Origin of the sequence: Serratia sp. HRI, assembly GCF_010119335.3 — a bacterium.
GTDB classification, from domain to species: domain Bacteria; phylum Pseudomonadota; class Gammaproteobacteria; order Enterobacterales; family Enterobacteriaceae; genus Serratia; species Serratia nevei.
This window is the reverse complement of record NZ_CP083690.1, coordinates 5392097-5409829: the sequence shown is the minus strand read 5'-3', so window position 1 is coordinate 5409829 and position 17733 is coordinate 5392097. Positions and strand designations below refer to the sequence as shown.

Genomic DNA, 17733 nt, shown 5'->3' with positions numbered 1-17733 from the left:
AAAGATTAGGCTCAGCGAATGCCAAGCAAGGCATTGATCTGCTGTGGGTTGACCGGCGCGCCGGCGAAGTCGTCGAACACTTTGTCGGTGACGTGGATAATGCGATCGCGAATGAAAGCTGCGCCTTCGCGTGCACCGTCCTGCGGGTTTTTCAGGCAACATTCCCACTCCAGCGCCGCCCAGCCCGAATAACCGTACTGCGTCAGGCGTGAAAAGATGCCGTTGAAATCGACCTGGCCGTCGCCCAGCGAGCGGAAGCGGCCGGCGCGATCGATCCAGGATTGATAGCCGCCGTAAATACCCTGCCGACCGGTCGGATTGAACTCGGCATCCTTGACGTGGAACATGCCGATAACCTCTTTATAGATATCGATAAACTCCAGATAGTTGAGCTGCTGCAGCACCATATGGCTCGGATCGAACAGCACCCGGCAGCGCGGATGATGGCCGACGCGCTCATGAAACATTTCGAATGTCACACCGTCGTGCAGATCCTCGCTCGGGTGAATTTCGTAACACAGGTTGATCCCCTGCTCGTCGCAGGCGTTAAGCACCGGCAGCCAGCGCCTGGCGAGCTCGTCGAACGCGGTATCGATCAGTCCTTCCGGACGCTGTGGGAACGGAAACAGATAGGGCCAGGCCAGCGAACCGGAAAAGGTGCCCAGCTCGCTGAGCCCGAGCCGCGCCGACGCCTTCACCGCCAACAGCATTTGCTGCCGCGCCCACTCGCCGCGCGCCTGCGGATTGCCCTGCAGCGCCGGCGGCGCGAAGCTGTCAAACAGCGCATCGTAAGCCGGGTGTACCGCCATCAGCTGGCCGAAGATATGGCTGGTCAATTCGCTGACCACCAACCCCTGTTCCGCCAACATGCCGGTCAGATCGTCGCAGTAAGTTTGGCTTTCCGCGGCGGTGGCCACGTCGAATAAACGCCGATCCCAGGCCGGGATCTGCAGCGCGCTAAAGCCGGTCTGCGCCGCCCACTCGGCGATGGCGGGCAGGCTGTTGAACGGCGCGTTCTCATCGCTGAACTGCGCGAGATGCAGGCTTGGACCTTTGAGGGTTTTCATCGTAAACTCCTATTGGTTGTCGATTGACAAACAATAGAAGCAAAGCGCGATGACCGCAAGCGAAATTTATAAAGACATTGGTATTCCCGCCGATTTAAGCGATCCTATGTCGCTGAATGGCACGTAAATTGGAGCAGCGAATGGCAGGCAGACCGCGCGAGTTCGACCGCGAACAGGCGCTCTTGAAAGCGCGAAACTTATTCTGGCGACAGGGTTACGAAGGCACCTCGATGTCGGATCTGGTGGCGGAATTGGGCATTGCTTCCGCACGCATCTACAAGGCGTTCGGCTCCAAAGAGCAGCTGTTCCGCGAGGCGATCGCCAGTTATGAAACCGAGGAAGGCGGCTTCGCCGATCGCGCCTTCGCGCAGGAAAGCGGCATTCGCCCGGCGATCCAACGTATGCTGGAAGATGCCGTGCGGCTCTACAGCCGGCCGGATCTGCCGCAGGGCTGTATGGTAGTCTCCTCCGCCGCCAGCGTCAGTGCGGAAAACGACGGGCTCAAAACCTGGCTGGCTGAGCATCGGTTGCAGCGCACCCAGCAGATCGTCGAACGGCTGCGGCAGGCGGTGCAAGCCGGCGAACTGCCGGCCGACACCGACGCCGACAGTCTGGGTGACTTTTTCGCTGTCTTCCTGCACGGCCTGTCGATTCAGGCACGTGACGGCGTCACAGAAAAGCGATTGATGGCGGCGGTGAACGTGGCGCTCACCACCCTGGGCAACGCTTGATCTCTCTTTAACGCGAACGCGGCTAAGATCCTGGCGCGCTTTTTAAGTGGGGACGTATGGCTGAAGAGGAACTGCGTTTCTGACAAAATCCGCGACGTAAGGATTGGTATTTTCCGGCTTGTGGATCAGGGCAACCTGATACGGGATCTGTTCTCCACTCAGCGGGCAAAAAGAAACGTTTACCCAGCCGCTTTTTTGCATAAATTCAGGAACCAGGCTGACCCCTAATCCTGAAGCGACAAGGCCGACTATCGTTTCCATTTGTACGGCTCGCTGAACAACCTCAGGCATAAATCCTTCCTTTTCGCAGGCCTCAATAATAGAGCGATAAAGACCCGGCCCCTCCTGCTCCGGGAATAATATCCACGGCTCCTCGGCCAGGGCAGAGAGCGAGTCCGCAACGGCCTTAACCACCGTTCCCGTGTTGGTTATTCACTCAGGCCGGGATTTCTGGAGCCGGCCTGAAGATGTGGACGCCATCATGAAAGATGCCCCTTCAGCCGAAAAGCTGGTCATTCCTGAGGCAACCCATTTTGTCCATCTCGATAGAGATAATGCCGGCAGACAACGCTTTCTGCAGGGTGTTGTCAGATTTCTGACGCCGCCGCAGCCCAAAAACGGCGCTTAATCTTCGGGCAAATCGAAAATCACCAGCGTACCTTCGCTGCCCGGCAACACGCGGTGCGGCACGCCGGCCGCGGCCTGATACAGCTGGCCGGCCTGCACCACAATCGTTTCCCCCGCCACCTGCAGCCGCAGCTGCCCGCGGATCACCAGCAGCCCTTCGCTGTAATCATGCACTTCATCCGCAATGCTGCGCTCATCCATGCGCAGTACTTTGATATTGGCCGCACCGACGCGGCCCAGCACGGTAGAACGCCAGGCCTCAGGCAGTTCGGCCGCCTGCAGGTTTAAATCGAACAGCATCGGTATCCCCTGTGGTTATCGAACGTAGCAGCACTCTACGCCGACTGCGGCCGGCGTGGAAAGAATCCCGGGTTGTAGCTTATGCCCGCCAGGCCTATACCGGCACCCGGCGGCTGATCTCCACCACCTGATCGCTGGGCAGGTAATAATAATCCGTGACGTGCATGCCGTTGCGCACCATCAGCGCGAACAGGTTGCGCTGCCAGGACGGCAACCGGTCGTTCGCCTCGCGGCGCACCACGGTTTCATGGCCGAGATAGTAAGTCGCCTCGTCGAAGTTCAGGCCGCATTTTTGCGCCTCGACGTGCTGCAGCAGCTGCGGAATGTTCGGCCGCTCCATAAAGCCGTAGCTGGCCACGCCGCACCAAAACCCCGGCGCCAGTTCGCGCATCACCAGGCGTTCGGCATTCGATACCCGCGGTTCATTGACGATGGCAATGGTCAGCGCCAGCACATTGGCGTGCAGCGAGCCGTTGCGTTTGACGTGCCATTTCATTACCGGCGGCGTGCCCTGCAGGCTGCGAGTGAGAAAGACCGCGGTGCCCGGCACCCGCGGCACGGATTCACGCTGGATTTTCGCCAGGAAATCCGCGATCGGCACCGTCGTCTCGCCAAGGGTGCGCACGGCCGCCAGCACCCCGCGATGCCAGATCAGCATCACGGTATAGACCGCGGCGGCCAGCAGCAGCGGGATGTAACCGCCCTGCAACACCTTGGTCAGGTTGGCCGTCAGGAAGCTCAGGTCGACCACGAAGAAACACCCCGCCACCAACAGGCTGGCAGCCAGCCCCCAGCGCCACACCTCGCGCATCGCCACGAACAGCAAGCCGGTGGTCATGATCATGGTCAACGAGACGGCGATGCCGTAGGCGGCGGCCAGATTGTCCGAGGATTTGAAGAACACCGTCAGGAACAGCGTCACCACCATCAGCAGCCAGTTGATGGCGCCGATGTAGATCTGCCCGTAGCTTTCCTCGGTGGTTTGTTTAACCCGCAGCCGCGGCAGCCACCCCAGCTGGATTGCCTGGCGGGTCATCGAAAACGCCCCGCTGATGATCGCCTGGCTGGCGATGATCGTCGCCAGCGTAGCCAGGATCACCAGCGGGATCAGCAGCGCCGGCGGGCACAGGCGGAAGAAGATGTTCTGCGTGACGTCGGCGCCGGCCAAAATCAGCGCGGCCTGACCGGCGTAGTTGAGCAACAGGCTGGGAAACACAATGCCGAACCAGGCCAGCCAAATCGGCCGTTTGCCGAAGTGCCCCATGTCGGCGTACAGCGCTTCGGCGCCGGTGACGCACAGAAACACGCCGCCCAGCACCAGGAAGCTGGTCAGCCCGTTCGAGAACAGGAAATGAATGCCGTACAGCGGGTTCAGCGCCAACAGCACCGCCGGATGCTGGATGATGCCCCACACGCCCAGCGCGGCGATCGACAGGAACCACAGCGCCATGATCGGCCCGAATACGCGGCCGATGCGCGCGGTGCCCAGCGGCTGAATGGCGAACAGGCTGAGCAAAATCACCACCGCCGCCGGCAGAATGTAGGGCTGCGACGCCGGCAGCACGATGTTCAGCCCCTCGAGAGCGGAGAGCACCGAGATGGCCGGCGTGATGGCGCCGTCGCCGTAGATCAACGCCGCGCCGAACAGGCCGGCGAACAGCACCAGCGGCCGGGATTTCCGCCTGCTGACCAGCAGCGACATCAGCGCCATGATACCACCCTCGCCGCGGTTGCCGATGCGCATGGCGAACATGGCGTATTTGAGCGAGGTGACGATCACCAGCGTCCAGAAAATCAGCGACAGCAGGCCAAGGATCACCGGCGCCGACGGCGCATCGCCGGAGAGAAACAGCACGGTTTTCAGGGTGTACAACGGGCTGGTGCCGATATCGCCGAACACCACGCCCAATGCGCCCAACGCCAACGGCGCCAGGCCGGTCTTGTTCGAGGTTTCCGTATCATTGACGACAGACATCTGCTCGCTCCTTAGCCTTGCACTGTGAGTTGGAATTATTGTCACTTTATTGCCGCCGCGCCACTCGCACGGCAGCGACAAGCATAACTTAACCGTCATCTTCACGGGTTACAGTATCGCCCGTTTGCGGCACAGAAACCGCCGCCGGTGAGCAACGGTTTAGAATCGCCCGCGTCGGATGGTCTATAGTCCTTATGCGATTGTCACTTTCTTGTTTGTGCCCGCCGTGGGAGAAGTGAAATGAACGTCCGGCTCAACACCCATGTTTCCGCCCGGCGCCTGCTGCCCAATGGCTGGGACGTCATCGCCTTTCCGCTGATCATCGGCCTGATCGCCATGATGGCCATCGGCCTGCATCAAACTCTGCAACCGATCGTCACGCTGAAAACGCAGGCGATATCGCTCGATCCCGCCAACCTGCCGGAATACGCCCTGCGCACCACGCTGCGCATGCTGGTGGCGATGGTGGCCGCGCTGGCATTCTCGTTGGTCTATGGCACCCTGGCCGCCAAGAGCCGGCGCGCCGAGAAAGTGCTGGTGCCAATCCTCGATATCCTGCAGTCGGTGCCGGTACTCGGCTACATCTCTTTCACCGTCACCTTTTTCATCGCGCTGTTCCCCGGCCGGGTGCTGGGGGTCGAGCTGGCGGCGATGTTCGCCATCTTCACCAGCCAGGCATGGAATATGACCTTCAGCTTCTACCAGTCGCTGCGCACCGTGCCGCGCGATCTGCAAGAAGTGGCGCGCGGGTTTCACCTCAGCCCGTGGCAACGTTTCTGGAAGCTGGATGCGCCGTTCGCCATGCCGGGGCTGATTTGGAACATGATGATGTCGATGTCCGGCGGCTGGTTCTTTATCGTGGCGTCGGAAGCGATCACCGTCGGCAACAACACCTTTACGCTGCCGGGCATCGGCGCGTATCTCGCGCAGGCGATCCTCAGCCAGGATCTGCCCGCGATAGGTTGGGTGCTGCTCACCATGACGGTGGTAATCCTGGCCTACGATCAGCTGCTGTTCCGGCCATTGGTGGCATGGGCGGACAAATTCCGCATGGAAACCACCCGCTCGGCGAGCGCCCCCACTTCCTGGCTGTTGAACCTGATGCGCCGCACGCGCCTGATCCACCTGCTGCTGACGCCGCTGGGCGCGCTGCTGGCCAAAACCGCGCGCCTGAAACTGAGCCTGCCCGCCCGGCCGTTGCGCCGCGGCAATAGCGCCCAACGGCAGCGGCGTTCGCGCACGATCGATCGGTGTTGGAGCGCCATCGTCATCCTGCTGACGCTGGCGATCGCCTGGCGCGTCATTCTCTATGTACAGACCGGCGTGACGCTCAATGACGTGGGCCATGTGATGGTGCTGGGGCTGATCACGCTGCTGCGCGTGGCGGTGCTGATCGCCCTGTCGTCGCTGATCTGGGTGCCGCTCGGCGTGCTGATCGGCCTGCGCCCGACGCTGGCCGGGAAGATCCAGCCCATCGCCCAGTTTCTGGCCGCGTTTCCGGCCAACCTGCTGTTCCCGGTGTTCGTCATCACCATCGTCCACTTCCGGCTGAACCCCGATATCTGGCTGTCGCCGCTGATCGTGTTGGGCACCCAGTGGTACATTCTGTTCAACGTGGTGGCCGGCGCCACGGCGTTGCCCAACGACTATCGCGAGGCCGCCGCCAATTTTCACATTCGCGGTTGGCAATGGTGGCGCCAGGTGATGCTGCCGGGCATCTTCCCCTATTACATCACCGGCGCCATCACCGCGTCCGGCGGCGCCTGGAACGCCAGCATCGTGGCAGAGTTCGTGCAATGGGGAAGCACCCAGGTGAAAGCGCATGGGCTGGGTGCTTACATCGCCGAAACCACCGCCGCCGGCGATTTCCCCAAGATCATTTTGGGCATCGCCGTGATGTCACTGTTCGTTACGCTGTTCAACCGTCTGCTGTGGCGGCCGCTTTACGCCTACGCCGAATCCCGCTTCCGCATCGATTAAGGAGCCGTTCAGATGTCAGACCTTCACCCAACGCAGGCGACGCACTCGCCCGGCGAGGAAATTTTAGCGGTCAACGCGGTCAGCCATGGCTATGACAAGGCACACGGCGAGCTGCTGATCCTCGACGGGGTCAATCTGTCGCTGCGGGCGGGCGAGATCGTCGGGTTGCTGGGCCGCTCCGGCTCGGGCAAATCGACGCTGCTGCGCATCATCGCCGGTCTGGTTACCCCCACCGCCGGGACGGTGAACTACCTGGGGCAGCCGCTGAACGGCCCCGCCAAAGGCGTCGCCATGGTGTTTCAAACCTTCGCGCTGTTCCCCTGGCTGACGGTGCTGCAAAACGTTGAGGCCGGCCTCGAGGCGCTGGGCGTCGCCCCTGCCGAACGGCGCGAGCGGGCATTGGCGGCCATCGATCTTATCGGCCTGGACGGCTTCGAAAACGCCTACCCGCGCGAGCTTTCCGGCGGCATGCGCCAGCGCGTAGGCTTTGCGCGCGCGTTGGTGGTGGATCCGACGCTGCTGCTGATGGATGAGCCGTTCTCGGCGCTGGATGTGTTGACCGCCGAAACGCTACGCACCGACCTGCTGGATCTGTGGACCGAGGGGCGAATGCCGATCAAATCGGTGCTGATCGTCACGCACAACATCGAGGAAGCGGTCTTCATGTGCGATCGCATCCTGCTGCTCTCCTCCAACCCCGGCCGGGTGATCGCCGAAATCAAGGTGCCGTTCAGCCACCCGCGCAACAGGCTGGATCCGCAGTTCCGCCGTCTGGTAGACGATGTGTACGCCAAGATGACCGCCCGCCCGACCGACGGCAACGTCAAGAAAGGGCTGAAGCTCGGCACCCGACTGCCGCACGTTTCCACCAACCTGATCGCCGGCCTGATCGAAACCCTGGCCGCCGCGCCCTATTTCGGCCGCGCCGACATGCCGGAGATCGCCCTCTCGCTGCATCTGGAGGTGGATGAGCTGTTTCCCATCGCCGAAGTGCTGCAGTCGCTGGGCTTCGCCGACGTGCGCGAAGGCGACATCTTCCTGACGCCACCGGCGCGCGCCTTCGCCGACGGCGACGTTCAGGCGCGCAAAGTGCTGTTCGCGGAGCATCTGCTGCGCTATGTGCCGCTGGCCGCGCTGATCAAAAACGTGTTGGACGAGCGGCCAGGGCACCGCGCGCCGCGCGTGCGTTTCGAGCAGGAGCTGGAGGACTCGCTGTCGGACAGCGCCGCCAAAGAGACGCTGGATACGGTGATCAACTGGGGCCGTTACGGCGAAATATTCTCCTACAACGATCAAACGGCGTTTTTCAGCCTGGAGGACGTCGAGTTTTAAGCGAGCCGGCGCTCATCGGCCTCGCGGCGCAGCCACTGCCGCAGGTTTTCGCTCTCCTGCGACAGTTCGCTATCCAGGCGAGCGCACAGGTAATAATCCCGGCCGTCGTCTATCGGCAGATCGAACATTTTGATCAACTCGCCGCTTTCAAGGTACTGGGCGATTAACGGCTCGCGCATCAATGCACACCCCAATCCCGCCTGCACCGCCGCCAGCGTCAGCAACCCGTCTTCGAACATCGGCCCGATGCTGCGCAGCGGGCGTTTAACGCCGGCCAGCTGAAACCATTGCATCCAGGTATTACGCTCCTCGTCATGCAGCAGCGGCAGCGTCGCCAGCTGATCCGGCGTATCGAGCAAACCGTGCAGTTTGCTGAATGCCCGGCTGCACACCGGCACCATTTGGCCGGACATCAGCTTTTCGCTGCGATAGCCGGTCCACTGCCCAACCCCGAAGCGGATCGACAGATCGGCGGCGTCGCTCAGGTAATTGCGGTGGTTGGCGTAAACCACATTGATGTCGATATCCGGATTTTCGCGCAGAAAGCCGCGCAGCCTCGGAATGAACCAGCCCATGCCGAACAGCGGGATCAGGCTGATGGTGACCTGCCGCGACGCGGACTGCTCGCGAACGTGTTCGGTCGCCTGGCGCAGCACGTTAAACGCCGAGCGGATCGAGCGGTAATATTCCCGTCCCTCGCCGCGCAGCACCAGATGGCGCCCCTGCCTTTCGGTCAACGGCATCTGCAAGAATGCCTCCAGCGTTTTCAGCTGATGGCTGACCGCCGAAGGCGAAATCATCAGCTCCTTCGCCGCCGCGCTGATGCTGCCCAGGCGCGCGATGGCCTCGAACGCCCGCACGGCGCGCAGCGGCGGATCGTTCGGCAGCATCGGTAACGGCTCATCGTACTGTTCTGTTTTTTTCATATATCGATTGTTTTATGGAAAGTCCGGGAGAAGGGTTTATTTAATATACATAAAAATCAAAGCATTAAAATCACTCGTTTTTTGTATAAGAAAGTATTTTTCCGTATTTTACAATTTTTTTAAATTCTCTACTGTGAGCCTCCTGACTCATTATCTCCGGACTCTCCCTATGGATACGCTGGTACAGCAGACCGTCAACGGTTTGATGCTCGGCAGCCTCTATGCGCTGATCGCGCTCGGCTACACCATGGTGTACGGCATCCTGCGCATCATCAACTTCGCGCACGGCGACGTGCTGATGGTCGGGGCGCTCAGCGCGCTGTCGGCGATCGGCGTGTTGCAGCATCATTTTCCCGCGTTACCGCCCTACGCGACGCTGCTGCTGGCGTCCCTGTTCGCCATGGCCGTCTGCGCCATCACCTCGATGGCGATCGAACGTCTGGCCTATCGCCGGTTGCGCAATGCACCACGCCTGGCCCCGCTGATCAGCGGCATCGGCGTCTCGCTGCTGTTGCAAACCCTGGCGATGCTGATCTGGTCACGCAATCCCCTGATGTTTCCGCAGCTGTTGCCGATGACGCCCATCGCCTTGACCGCAGGCAGCGCCGAACATGCGCCGGCGGTGATCACCGGCACCGCGATCGTCACGCTGGCGGTGGCCGTGGCGGTCATGGCCGGCCTCTGGCTGCTGGTCGAACACAGCCGTTTCGGCCGCGCCATGCGCGCCACGGCGGAAAACCCGCAGGTCGCCGGCCTGATGGGCATCAGTCCTGACCGCATCATCGTTCTGACCTTTGCGCTCGGCGGCACGCTGGCGGCGATAGCCGGCATCATGATGGCCAGCAACTACGGCAACGCCGGTTTCTCGATGGGCTTTTTGCCCGGCATCAAAGCCTTTACCGCCGCCGTGCTCGGCGGCATCGGCAACCTGCGCGGCGCGATGCTCGGCGGTTTGCTGCTGGGGCTGTTCGAATCGCTGGGCACCGGCTATCTCGGCGAGCTGACCGGCGGCGTATTCGGCAGCAACTACCAGGACGTATTCGCGTTTCTGGTGCTGATCGCCGTGCTGGTCTTCCGCCCCTCCGGGCTGTTGGGCGAACGCATCGCCACGCGCGCATGAGGACATCACGATGACCGTTTTAACTTCCTCGCTTCCTCTGGCCACGCCTCGGCGCGCCAGGCTGGGGCTGACGCTGTTCATTCTCGCCCTGCTGCTGGCGCCCTGGGTCGCGGGCGCCGCCGGCGGCAACTACTGGGTGCGCGTCGTCGACTTCGCGCTGCTGTACCTGATGCTGGCGCTCGGGTTGAACATCGTGGTGGGCATGACCGGATTGCTGGACATGGGCTTTATCGCTTTTTACGCCGTTGGCGCCTATCTGGCCGCGCTGCTGTCGTCACCGCATCTGACGCAGCAGTTCCCGCTGCTGCTGCAGTGGTTCCCCGATGGGCTGCACCTGTCGATGCTGTGGCTGATCCCGCTGGCGGCCCTGCTGGCGGCGGCGTGCGGCATTCTGCTCGGCGCGCCGACGCTGCGGCTGCGCGGCGACTATCTAGCGATCGTCACGCTCGGTTTCGGCGAGATCGTGCGTATTTTGATGCGCAATCTCGACCGCCCGGTCAACCTCACCAACGGCCCCAAAGGCATTTCCGGCATCGACCCGGTCAGCCTGTTCGGCCTGAAGTTTTCCGGCATGCATGAGTGGTTCGGTGTGCGTTTCTCCGGCCTGTACCTCTATTACTATCTGTTCGCCGCGCTGCTGCTGGCGATCCTGTTTATCAGCCTGCGGCTGCAAAACTCGCGCATTGGCCGCGCGTGGACGGCGATCCGCGAAGACGAGGACGCCGCGCGGGCGATGGGCATCAACACCCGCAACTTCAAGCTGCTGGCCTTTGCCATCGGCGCCACCTTCGGCGGCGTGGCCGGCGCGCTGTTCGCCGCGTTTCAGGGCTTCGTGTCGCCGGAATCGTTCACCCTGCAAGAGTCGATCGCCGTACTGGCGATGGTGGTGCTCGGCGGCATGGGGCACATCCCCGGCGTGATCCTGGGCGCGCTGCTGCTGGCCGCCCTGCCGGAGCTGCTGCGCAGCAGCATGGGGCCGCTGCAGCAGGCGCTGTTCGGCCAGGTGCTGATCGACCCGGAAATTATCCGCCAACTGTTTTACGGCCTGGCGCTGATCCTGGTGATGCTGTATCGCCCGGCGGGCCTGTGGCCGGCCCGCCGCCTAAGAGGAAATGCCGCATGACGCCTTTGCTCGCTTTACACCACGTCAGCAAACGCTTCGGCGGCCTGACGGCGGTGGATGACGTCAGCATGAGCATCCGCCAGGGAGAAATCTACGGCCTGATCGGGCCGAACGGCGCCGGTAAAACCACCTGCTTCAATCTGATCACCGGTTTGTATCGCGCCGACGAGGGCGAATTTCGCCTGCAGGGCCAGCGCTACAGGCCCCAGGCGATCGATAAAGTGGCGCAGGCCGGCATCGCTCGCACCTTCCAGAACCTGCGGCTGTTCAACGAAATGAGCGTGCTGGAAAACGTGATGGTCGGCTGCCACGTACGCACCCGCAACGGCCTGTGGGCGGCGATCGCCCGCCACCGCCGCGCCAGGGAGGAAGAACAGGCGGTGCGCGACAAGGCCCATGCGCTGCTGGAGTATGTCGGCATCGGCCAATTCGCCCATTACCGCGCCGGGGATCTCGCCTACGGCCACCAGCGCCGTCTGGAGATCGCCCGCGCGCTGGCGACCGAGCCCCGGCTGCTGGCGCTGGACGAACCGGCGGCCGGCATGAACGCCGGAGAAAAAGTGGCGCTGCGCGAGCTGCTGCTGCGCATTCGCGACAGCGGCAAAACGCTGCTGTTGATCGAACACGACGTCAAGCTGGTGATGGGCCTGTGCGATCGCCTGACGGTGCTGGATTACGGCAAAGCGATTGCCGAAGGCGAACCGGCGCAGGTTCGGCGTGAACCGGCGGTCATTCAGGCCTATCTGGGAGGCGGCGCGCATGTCTGAAGCCCTGCTGAGCGTTAAACAACTCAAAGTGTCTTACGGCGGCATTCACGCGGTCAAAGGCATCGATTTTATGGTCAACGCCGGCGAACAGGTCACGCTGATCGGCGCCAATGGCGCAGGCAAGACCTCCAGCCTGCGGGCGCTGACCGGGCTGCAGCCGTTCGAGGGCGACATCCTGTTCGACGGCCGTTCGATTCGCGGCGTGCCGCCGCACCGCTTGCTGCAACAGGGGCTGGTGATGGTGCCGGAAGGTCGTGGCATTTTCACCCGCCTGACGGTGCGAGAAAACCTGCAGCTGGGCGCCTATGCGCGCCGTGACAAACCGGCGGTGCGGCACGATTTCGAACGGGTATGCGCCACCTTCCCGCGCCTGAACGAGCGCCTGCATCAACCGGCCGGGCTGCTTTCGGGCGGCGAGCAGCAGATGGTGGCGATGGGCCGTGCGCTGCTCAGCCGTCCGCGCCTGTTGATATTGGACGAACCGTCGATGGGGCTGGCGCCGATTGTGGTGGAGGCCATTTTTTCGGTCATCAAACAGTTAGTGCGTGACGGCGTCACGCTATTGCTGGTCGAGCAAAACGCCCGCCTGGCGCTGGAGTCTACCGATCGCGCCTATGTGTTGGACAGCGGCAGCCTGAGCCACAGCGGCCGCTCTGCCGAGATGCTGGACGATGAAAAAATCAAACAGATCTATTTGGGTGAATAACCGTTACTACCTTAACCGCACCAGGAGTATGACATGCAGCAGAACTTTCGCATCAAGCCGTTGGCGCTGGCCGCCGTGACGATGATCCTGAGCCTTCCGGCGCTGGCGGACGACACCGTGTTGATCGGCCTGGCCGGGCCGCTGACCGGCCCTTCCGCACGCATCGGCAAAGATCTCGAAAACGGCGCGCGCCTGGCGGTCGCCGACGCCAACGCGCAAAAGCCGACGCTGAACGGCAAACCGGTCACCTTCAAATTGCTGTCCGAGGACGATCAGTCCGATCCGCGCACCGCCGTGGCCGTCGCGCAGCGTTTGGTCGACGAAGGCGTGGCCGGCGTGGTCGGCCACTGGAACACCGGCACCAGCATCCCGGCGGCGCGCATCTACCACGACGCCGGCATCGCTCAGGTGGCGCCGGTCGCCACCGGCCACGGCTACACGCAACAAGGCTTTGACACCAGCTTCCGCGTGATGGGCCACGACGACGACGGCGGCAACTATGCCGGGCAGTATGCGGTGAAAACGCTGAAAGCCCAGCGCATCGCGGTGATCGACGATCGCACCGCCTTCGGCCAGGGCCTAGCGGACGAGTTCATCAAATCGCTTCAGGCCCAGGGCGTGCAGCCGGTCACCCGCGAGTACGTCGACGACAAGACCGTCGATTTCAGCGCCGTACTGACCACCGTGCGCAGCAAAAACGCCGATCTGATCTTCTTCGGCGGCGTGGACTCCCAGGCGGCGCCGCTGGCACGCAAACTGAAACAGCTGGGCATGAACGCGCAGCTGATGGGCGCCGGCGGCTTTGTCAGCCAGACCTTCCTGACGCTGGCGCAGCGGGAAGGCGAAGGCGTGGTGGCGCTGGAGCCCGGGCTGCCGCTGGAACAGATGCCGGGCGGCAAGGCGTTTGAACAAGCCTACCGCGATCGCTACCACACCCACATCGAACTGCATGCGCCCTTCGCCTACGACGCCACCCGGGTGCTGATCGCCGCCATCGAACAGGCCGGCTCGGCCAATCCGGCCGATTACCTGCCGAAACTGCGCGCTATACATTACCAGGGCGTGACCGGCGCCATTGCCTTCGATGCGCAGGGCAACCTGCAACAGCCGAGCTTCACCCTGTACCGGGTAGTGGACGGCAAATGGCAGCCGCAAACCGTGTTGGGCGGCGCCAAACCACAATAAATCAAGAGGAGCAAGGCGATGAGCTGTGCAAACAACGAATTGGGCATTTTGGCCCGCAGAAAGATCGAAGCGGAGATCATCAAACCGATCTACCAGATCCTGGTGCGTGAAATCGGCAAGGTGCACGCTCAGGCAGTGATCGGCGAAGCCATCGAGAATGCCGCCATCGCGGCAGGCAAGCAGTTCGCCGCACAGGAGCCGAACGGCGCGGATCTGCGCAGCTTCGCCGCCTTGCAGTACCTGTGGGAAAAAGACGATGCGCTGCGCGTCGAGGTGATCAACCAGGACGAACAGCACTTCGACTATAACGTCACCCGCTGCCGCTACGCCGAGATGTATCACGAGATGGGGCTGGGGGAAATCGGCCACCTGCTCTCCTGCGCACGCGACAGCCAGTTTATCGTCGGCTATGCCCCGGATGTCGAGCTGCAGCGCAGCCAAACCATCATGTCCGGCGCCCCCTGCTGCGATTTCCGCTACACCGCCAAAACGCCGGGAGAAGAACAATGACGTATCGGGTCAACGGCGAGCGCCTGTGGCAAAGCCTGCTCGCCATGGCGCAGTTCGGTGCCATCGCCGACAACGGCGTCACCCGCCTGGCGCTCAGCGAAGAGGACCGGCTGGCGCGCGACCAGCTGCGTCTCTGGGCACTGGAGGCTGGTTGCAGCGTGCGCGTCGATCGGATGGGCAACATGTTCCTGCGCCGCGAAGGCTCGCGGCCCGAGCTGGCGCCGGTGGTCACCGGTTCTCACGGCGACTCGCAGCCCCAGGGTGGCCGTTTCGACGGCATCTACGGCGTGCTGGCCGGGTTGGAGGTTATTCGCAGCCTTAACGATCGGCAGATCGTCACCGAACGCGCAATTGAAGTGATCAACTGGACCAACGAAGAAGGCGCGCGCTTCGCGCCGGCGATGATCGCCTCCGGGGTGTTCGCCGGGGTATTCGATCTCGAGTACGGCCTGTCGCGCCGCGACGAGCATGGCGTCAGCCTCGGTGAGGCGCTGGAACGCATCGGCTACGCCGGTGAGCATCCGGTGGGCGGCATGCCGATCCACGCCGCCTTCGAGCTGCACATCGAACAGGGGCCGATTCTGGAAGCGGAACACCTCGACATCGGCGTCGTGACCGCCGCACAAGGGCAGCGCTGGTACGAGCTGGAAGTCGTCGGCTTCAGCGCCCATGCCGGCACCACGCCGATGGATCGCCGCCGCGACGCCCTGCTGGGCTTCACCGAGCTGGTGACGGCGGTCAACGGTATCGGCTGGGATTTCGCGCCCGATGCGCGCGCCACAGTGGGCATGGCGCAAATCACCCCCAATTCACGCAACGTGGTGCCGGGCCGGGTCTTTTTCAGCGTCGAATTCCGTCATCCAGAGGAGGCAACCCTGGAGCAGATGGAGCAGCGCCTGCTGGCGGCGGTAAACCAAATCAACGGCGGCGGCCTGACCGCTCGCGCCGAGCGCATCTTTCAGTATCCTCCGATCGCTTTCGATCGGGGCTGCATTGACAGCGTACGCCACGCCGCACAAGCCTTGGGCTATCGCCATCGCGACATGATTTCCGGCGCCGGCCACGATGCCTGTTATCTTAATCGCGTCGCGCCGACCGCCATGATTTTCATTCCCTGCGTGGACGGTATCAGCCACAACGAACGGGAAGATATCACCCCCGCCTGGGCCGCCGCCGGTGCCGACGTCTTGCTGAACGCGCTGCTGGCACACGCCGACGCCTGAACCTCGCCCCGGTTTTTCGCCGGGGCAAAAAATATTCAACAAAACGGTTGAATATTAGCCCGCCTGTTCTATATTCAACCATATGGTTGAATTATCTTCCTCACAGCTGGACGCCATTTTTCATGCGCTGGCCGATCCGACCCGCCGTTCGATGTTACGCGCGTTGGCCGGCGGTGAGCGCAGCATCGGCGAACTGGCCGCGCCGCTGCAGATGTCGTTCGCCGGCGCCTCCAAGCACGTAAAAGCACTGGAACATGCGGGCCTGGTGCAACGCACCGTGCAAGGAAGAAACCATATCTGCCGGCTCGAACCCGAGCCTATGGCGCAGGCCATGCACTGGCTGCAAACCTATGAACATTTCTGGACTGAACGGCTGGATGCGCTCGAACAGGCGCTGCTGCAGCCCGAACAGCTTCCTCCCAAGGAGTGAACCATGAATGATTACGGCATGATTATCGAACCCGGCACGCTGCGCATCCAGCGGCTGCTGCCCGGCCCCATCGAGCGGGTGTGGGTCTACCTGACCGAATCCGACAAACGCGCCACCTGGCTGGCGGCCGGCGCCATGACGTTGGAAAACGGCGCGCCGCTGGAGCTGGAGTTTCGCAACTCCGATCTGGCGGGCGAGCACGAACCACCGCCGGCCAAGTACAAACAGCACGGCGGCTGCGTCAGCAACCGCGGCCACATCACCTGCCTGTTCCCGCCGCGCCTGCTGAGCTTTACCTGGGCCGAACAGGATCAGGGCCGCCCTTCCGAGGTAACTTTCGAACTGACGGAACAGGGAAGCGCCGTGCTGCTGACGGTCACCCACCGGCGCTTGGCCAACCGCGACGAAATGCTCAGCGTCGCCGGCGGCTGGCACACCCATCTGGATATCCTGCTGGATCGCCTGCACGATCGAGCGCCGCAGCCGTTCTGGAGCACCCATGCCCGGCTGGAAGAAGAGTACCGCGCCCGCCTGTAATTACGTCTCGTCCCTGCGCCTGAACGCCAGATAACCGGCGATCAGCGTAAAACTGCCGACCAGCAACACCAGCAGGATAAAACCGTGGTGATTGCTGGCCAGCGGGATCCCCCCCACGTTCATGCCGAAGAAACCGGCGACGATATTGATCGGCAGCGCCAGCACGGTGATCACCGTCAGCGTATAGAGCGTGCGGTTATTCTGCTCCATCAGCTTGGCGCCCAGCTCCTCCTGCAGCAGCCGGATGCGTTCGGTCAGGCTGGAGAGATCGTTCAATACCACGGTGAACTCTTCGGTAAACTGCCGCAGATCCTGTACCACCTCGCGGCTCAGCCAGGTCGGCGGCCGGTGCAACAGGCGAAACAGCGCGGCCGGCTCCGGCGCCAGCAGGCGCTGAAAGCGCAATAACATGCGGCGCATGCGCCCCAGCTCGGTGCGGTTGCGTTTGACGCGGCGGATCAACAAGCGGTCCTCAATGGTATCGACATACTGGTTGGCCTGCCGCACCACCTGTTCCAGCACGTCTTCCTGCTCTTCCAGCAGGTGCGCCAGCAGCTCAGTGGACGAGGCCAGCTGCAGCGCCGTCAGGCGGCCGAGCAGCCGTTCAATGAGTCGCACCGGTTTGTGACGCACGGTGACCACCAGCCCACGGCAGCAATAGAGCCACAGCGTCGCCGTCTCCGGGTTACTGTTCTCGGGGTGGAAAATCACGTCGTTGAGCACGGCGAACAGATCGTCGCCCTGGCGCTCGATGCGCGTGGTGTGGGAGCCGTGGCGAATCTCGTGAAAGAAAAAATCGGAAATGGCGAAATGATTTTTCAGCCACTTCTCCGCCGCCGCGTGGTTGAGATTGAGGTGCAGCCAGATAAAACCGTCGCCGGGCGGCAACGCCTGGTAGGCCTGGCAAACCTGCTGCGAGTTCAGGCGCGCCGGCGGCTCACCGGAACGAAACGCATGGCCGTAGATCAGCCCGGTCACTTCATCATCGAAATCCAGCTTGTGCATCTTTTCCGCTAACCGTTGCACCATAACGCCTTATCCTGCCTCTCGCCGTTAACCCAGATCGCCCCCGCTGTTATAGCAATCTTTATCTATCGGCGTTAATGATTTTCAGCGTTCCCGATAATTAATATTTTCGTCATAAAAACCTCATCGCCATTCAACATCGTTTTCATCCCTTGCCCGCTCAGCGAC

Annotated in this window: 19 protein-coding genes; 13 read left to right on the top strand and 6 right to left on the bottom strand. The window is 62.5% G+C overall.

Translation table 11 applies throughout. The features are described 5' to 3' along the window. Positions 1–11 precede the first annotated feature (11 nt). Positions 12–1067: a sugar phosphate isomerase/epimerase gene (locus GF111_RS25940; protein WP_038880147.1), complete on the bottom strand. Its 1056-nt coding sequence runs from the start codon at positions 1065–1067 to the stop codon at positions 12–14. 140 nt (positions 1068–1207) lie between these two features. Here GF111_RS25940 and GF111_RS25935 point away from each other — a divergent pair, with 140 nt between their 5' ends. Continuing rightward, positions 1208–1798, top strand: coding sequence for a TetR/AcrR family transcriptional regulator (locus GF111_RS25935; protein WP_038880150.1), 591 nt, complete (start codon positions 1208–1210; stop codon positions 1796–1798). 42 nt (positions 1799–1840) lie between these two features. Here the strand turns inward: GF111_RS25935 and GF111_RS25930 are convergent, their stop codons facing one another. Further along, positions 1841–2212: a LysR family substrate-binding domain-containing protein gene (locus GF111_RS25930; protein WP_224217783.1), complete on the bottom strand. Its 372-nt coding sequence runs from the start codon at positions 2210–2212 to the stop codon at positions 1841–1843. 67 nt (positions 2213–2279) lie between these two features. Between GF111_RS25930 and GF111_RS25925 the strand changes: the two genes are divergently transcribed. Beyond that, entirely contained in the window at positions 2280–2426 is a 147-nt protein-coding gene (locus GF111_RS25925) for a hypothetical protein (protein WP_154235546.1), read from the top strand. Here GF111_RS25925 and GF111_RS25920 read toward each other — a convergent pair. Both GF111_RS25920 and GF111_RS25915 read right to left on the bottom strand, forming a co-directional pair. Beyond that, complete coding sequence (locus tag GF111_RS25920; RefSeq protein WP_047730662.1) at positions 2423–2725, bottom strand: cupin domain-containing protein; 303 nt, start codon at positions 2723–2725, stop codon at positions 2423–2425. The two genes, GF111_RS25925 and GF111_RS25920, sit on opposite strands and share 4 nt — an antisense overlap. 94 nt (positions 2726–2819) lie before the next feature. Next, a complete protein-coding gene (locus GF111_RS25915) occupies positions 2820–4700 on the bottom strand; it encodes a potassium transporter Kup (RefSeq protein WP_038880158.1) in 1881 nt (626 codons plus the stop codon). A 240-nt stretch (positions 4701–4940) separates the two neighbouring features. Between GF111_RS25915 and GF111_RS25910 the strand changes: the two genes are divergently transcribed. Together GF111_RS25910 and GF111_RS25905 are read left to right on the top strand one after the other, a co-directional pair. Then, positions 4941–6680: an ABC transporter permease subunit gene (locus GF111_RS25910; RefSeq protein WP_038880161.1), complete on the top strand. Its 1740-nt coding sequence runs from the start codon at positions 4941–4943 to the stop codon at positions 6678–6680. Positions 6681–6692: 12 nt separating this feature from the next. Further along, positions 6693–8012 (top strand): AAA-associated domain-containing protein, encoded by a 1320-nt coding sequence (locus GF111_RS25905; RefSeq protein ID WP_038880164.1) that lies wholly within the window; start codon positions 6693–6695, stop codon positions 8010–8012. Here GF111_RS25905 and GF111_RS25900 read toward each other — a convergent pair. Next, positions 8009–8938 (bottom strand): LysR substrate-binding domain-containing protein, encoded by a 930-nt coding sequence (locus GF111_RS25900; protein ID WP_038883177.1) that lies wholly within the window; start codon positions 8936–8938, stop codon positions 8009–8011. The two genes, GF111_RS25905 and GF111_RS25900, sit on opposite strands and share 4 nt — an antisense overlap. 169 nt (positions 8939–9107) lie before the next feature. Here GF111_RS25900 and GF111_RS25895 point away from each other — a divergent pair, with 169 nt between their 5' ends. The 9 genes from GF111_RS25895 (at position 9108) to GF111_RS25855 (ending at position 16539) form a co-directional block, all read left to right on the top strand. Beyond that, the gene (locus GF111_RS25895; protein ID WP_038880173.1) at positions 9108–10058 is read left to right on the top strand and encodes a branched-chain amino acid ABC transporter permease; all 951 of its coding nucleotides are present in this window, start codon (positions 9108–9110) and stop codon (positions 10056–10058) included. A gap of 10 nt (positions 10059–10068) precedes the next feature. Then, positions 10069–11181, top strand: coding sequence for an ABC transporter ATP-binding protein (locus GF111_RS25890; RefSeq protein ID WP_048234060.1), 1113 nt, complete (start codon positions 10069–10071; stop codon positions 11179–11181). Next, the gene (locus GF111_RS25885) at positions 11178–11948 is read left to right on the top strand and encodes an ABC transporter ATP-binding protein (RefSeq protein ID WP_038880179.1); all 771 of its coding nucleotides are present in this window, start codon (positions 11178–11180) and stop codon (positions 11946–11948) included. The genes GF111_RS25890 and GF111_RS25885 overlap by 4 nt, the downstream gene beginning before the upstream one ends. Then, positions 11941–12654 carry an ABC transporter ATP-binding protein gene (locus GF111_RS25880; protein ID WP_147190457.1) on the top strand — a complete coding sequence of 238 codons (714 nt, stop codon included), beginning with the start codon at positions 11941–11943 and terminating at the stop codon, positions 12652–12654. The genes GF111_RS25885 and GF111_RS25880 overlap by 8 nt, the downstream gene beginning before the upstream one ends. Before the next feature lie 81 nt (positions 12655–12735). Further along, entirely contained in the window at positions 12736–13839 is a 1104-nt protein-coding gene (locus GF111_RS25875; RefSeq protein ID WP_370633557.1) for a branched-chain amino acid ABC transporter substrate-binding protein, read from the top strand. A gap of 18 nt (positions 13840–13857) precedes the next feature. Then, positions 13858–14349 (top strand): L-2-amino-thiazoline-4-carboxylic acid hydrolase, encoded by a 492-nt coding sequence (locus GF111_RS25870; RefSeq protein WP_147190453.1) that lies wholly within the window; start codon positions 13858–13860, stop codon positions 14347–14349. Then, a complete protein-coding gene (locus GF111_RS25865) occupies positions 14346–15572 on the top strand; it encodes a Zn-dependent hydrolase (protein WP_047730658.1) in 1227 nt (408 codons plus the stop codon). The genes GF111_RS25870 and GF111_RS25865 overlap by 4 nt, the downstream gene beginning before the upstream one ends. Positions 15573–15654: 82 nt before the next feature. Then, positions 15655–16002, top strand: coding sequence for a helix-turn-helix transcriptional regulator (locus GF111_RS25860; protein ID WP_004938187.1), 348 nt, complete (start codon positions 15655–15657; stop codon positions 16000–16002). A 3-nt stretch (positions 16003–16005) separates the two neighbouring features. Beyond that, a complete protein-coding gene (locus tag GF111_RS25855) occupies positions 16006–16539 on the top strand; it encodes an SRPBCC family protein (protein ID WP_147190452.1) in 534 nt (177 codons plus the stop codon). Here GF111_RS25855 and GF111_RS25850 read toward each other — a convergent pair whose 3' ends face one another. Continuing rightward, positions 16540–17568 carry a transporter gene (locus GF111_RS25850; RefSeq protein WP_147190450.1) on the bottom strand — a complete coding sequence of 343 codons (1029 nt, stop codon included), beginning with the start codon at positions 17566–17568 and terminating at the stop codon, positions 16540–16542. It lies immediately after the preceding gene. Positions 17569–17733: the final 165 nt, after the last annotated feature.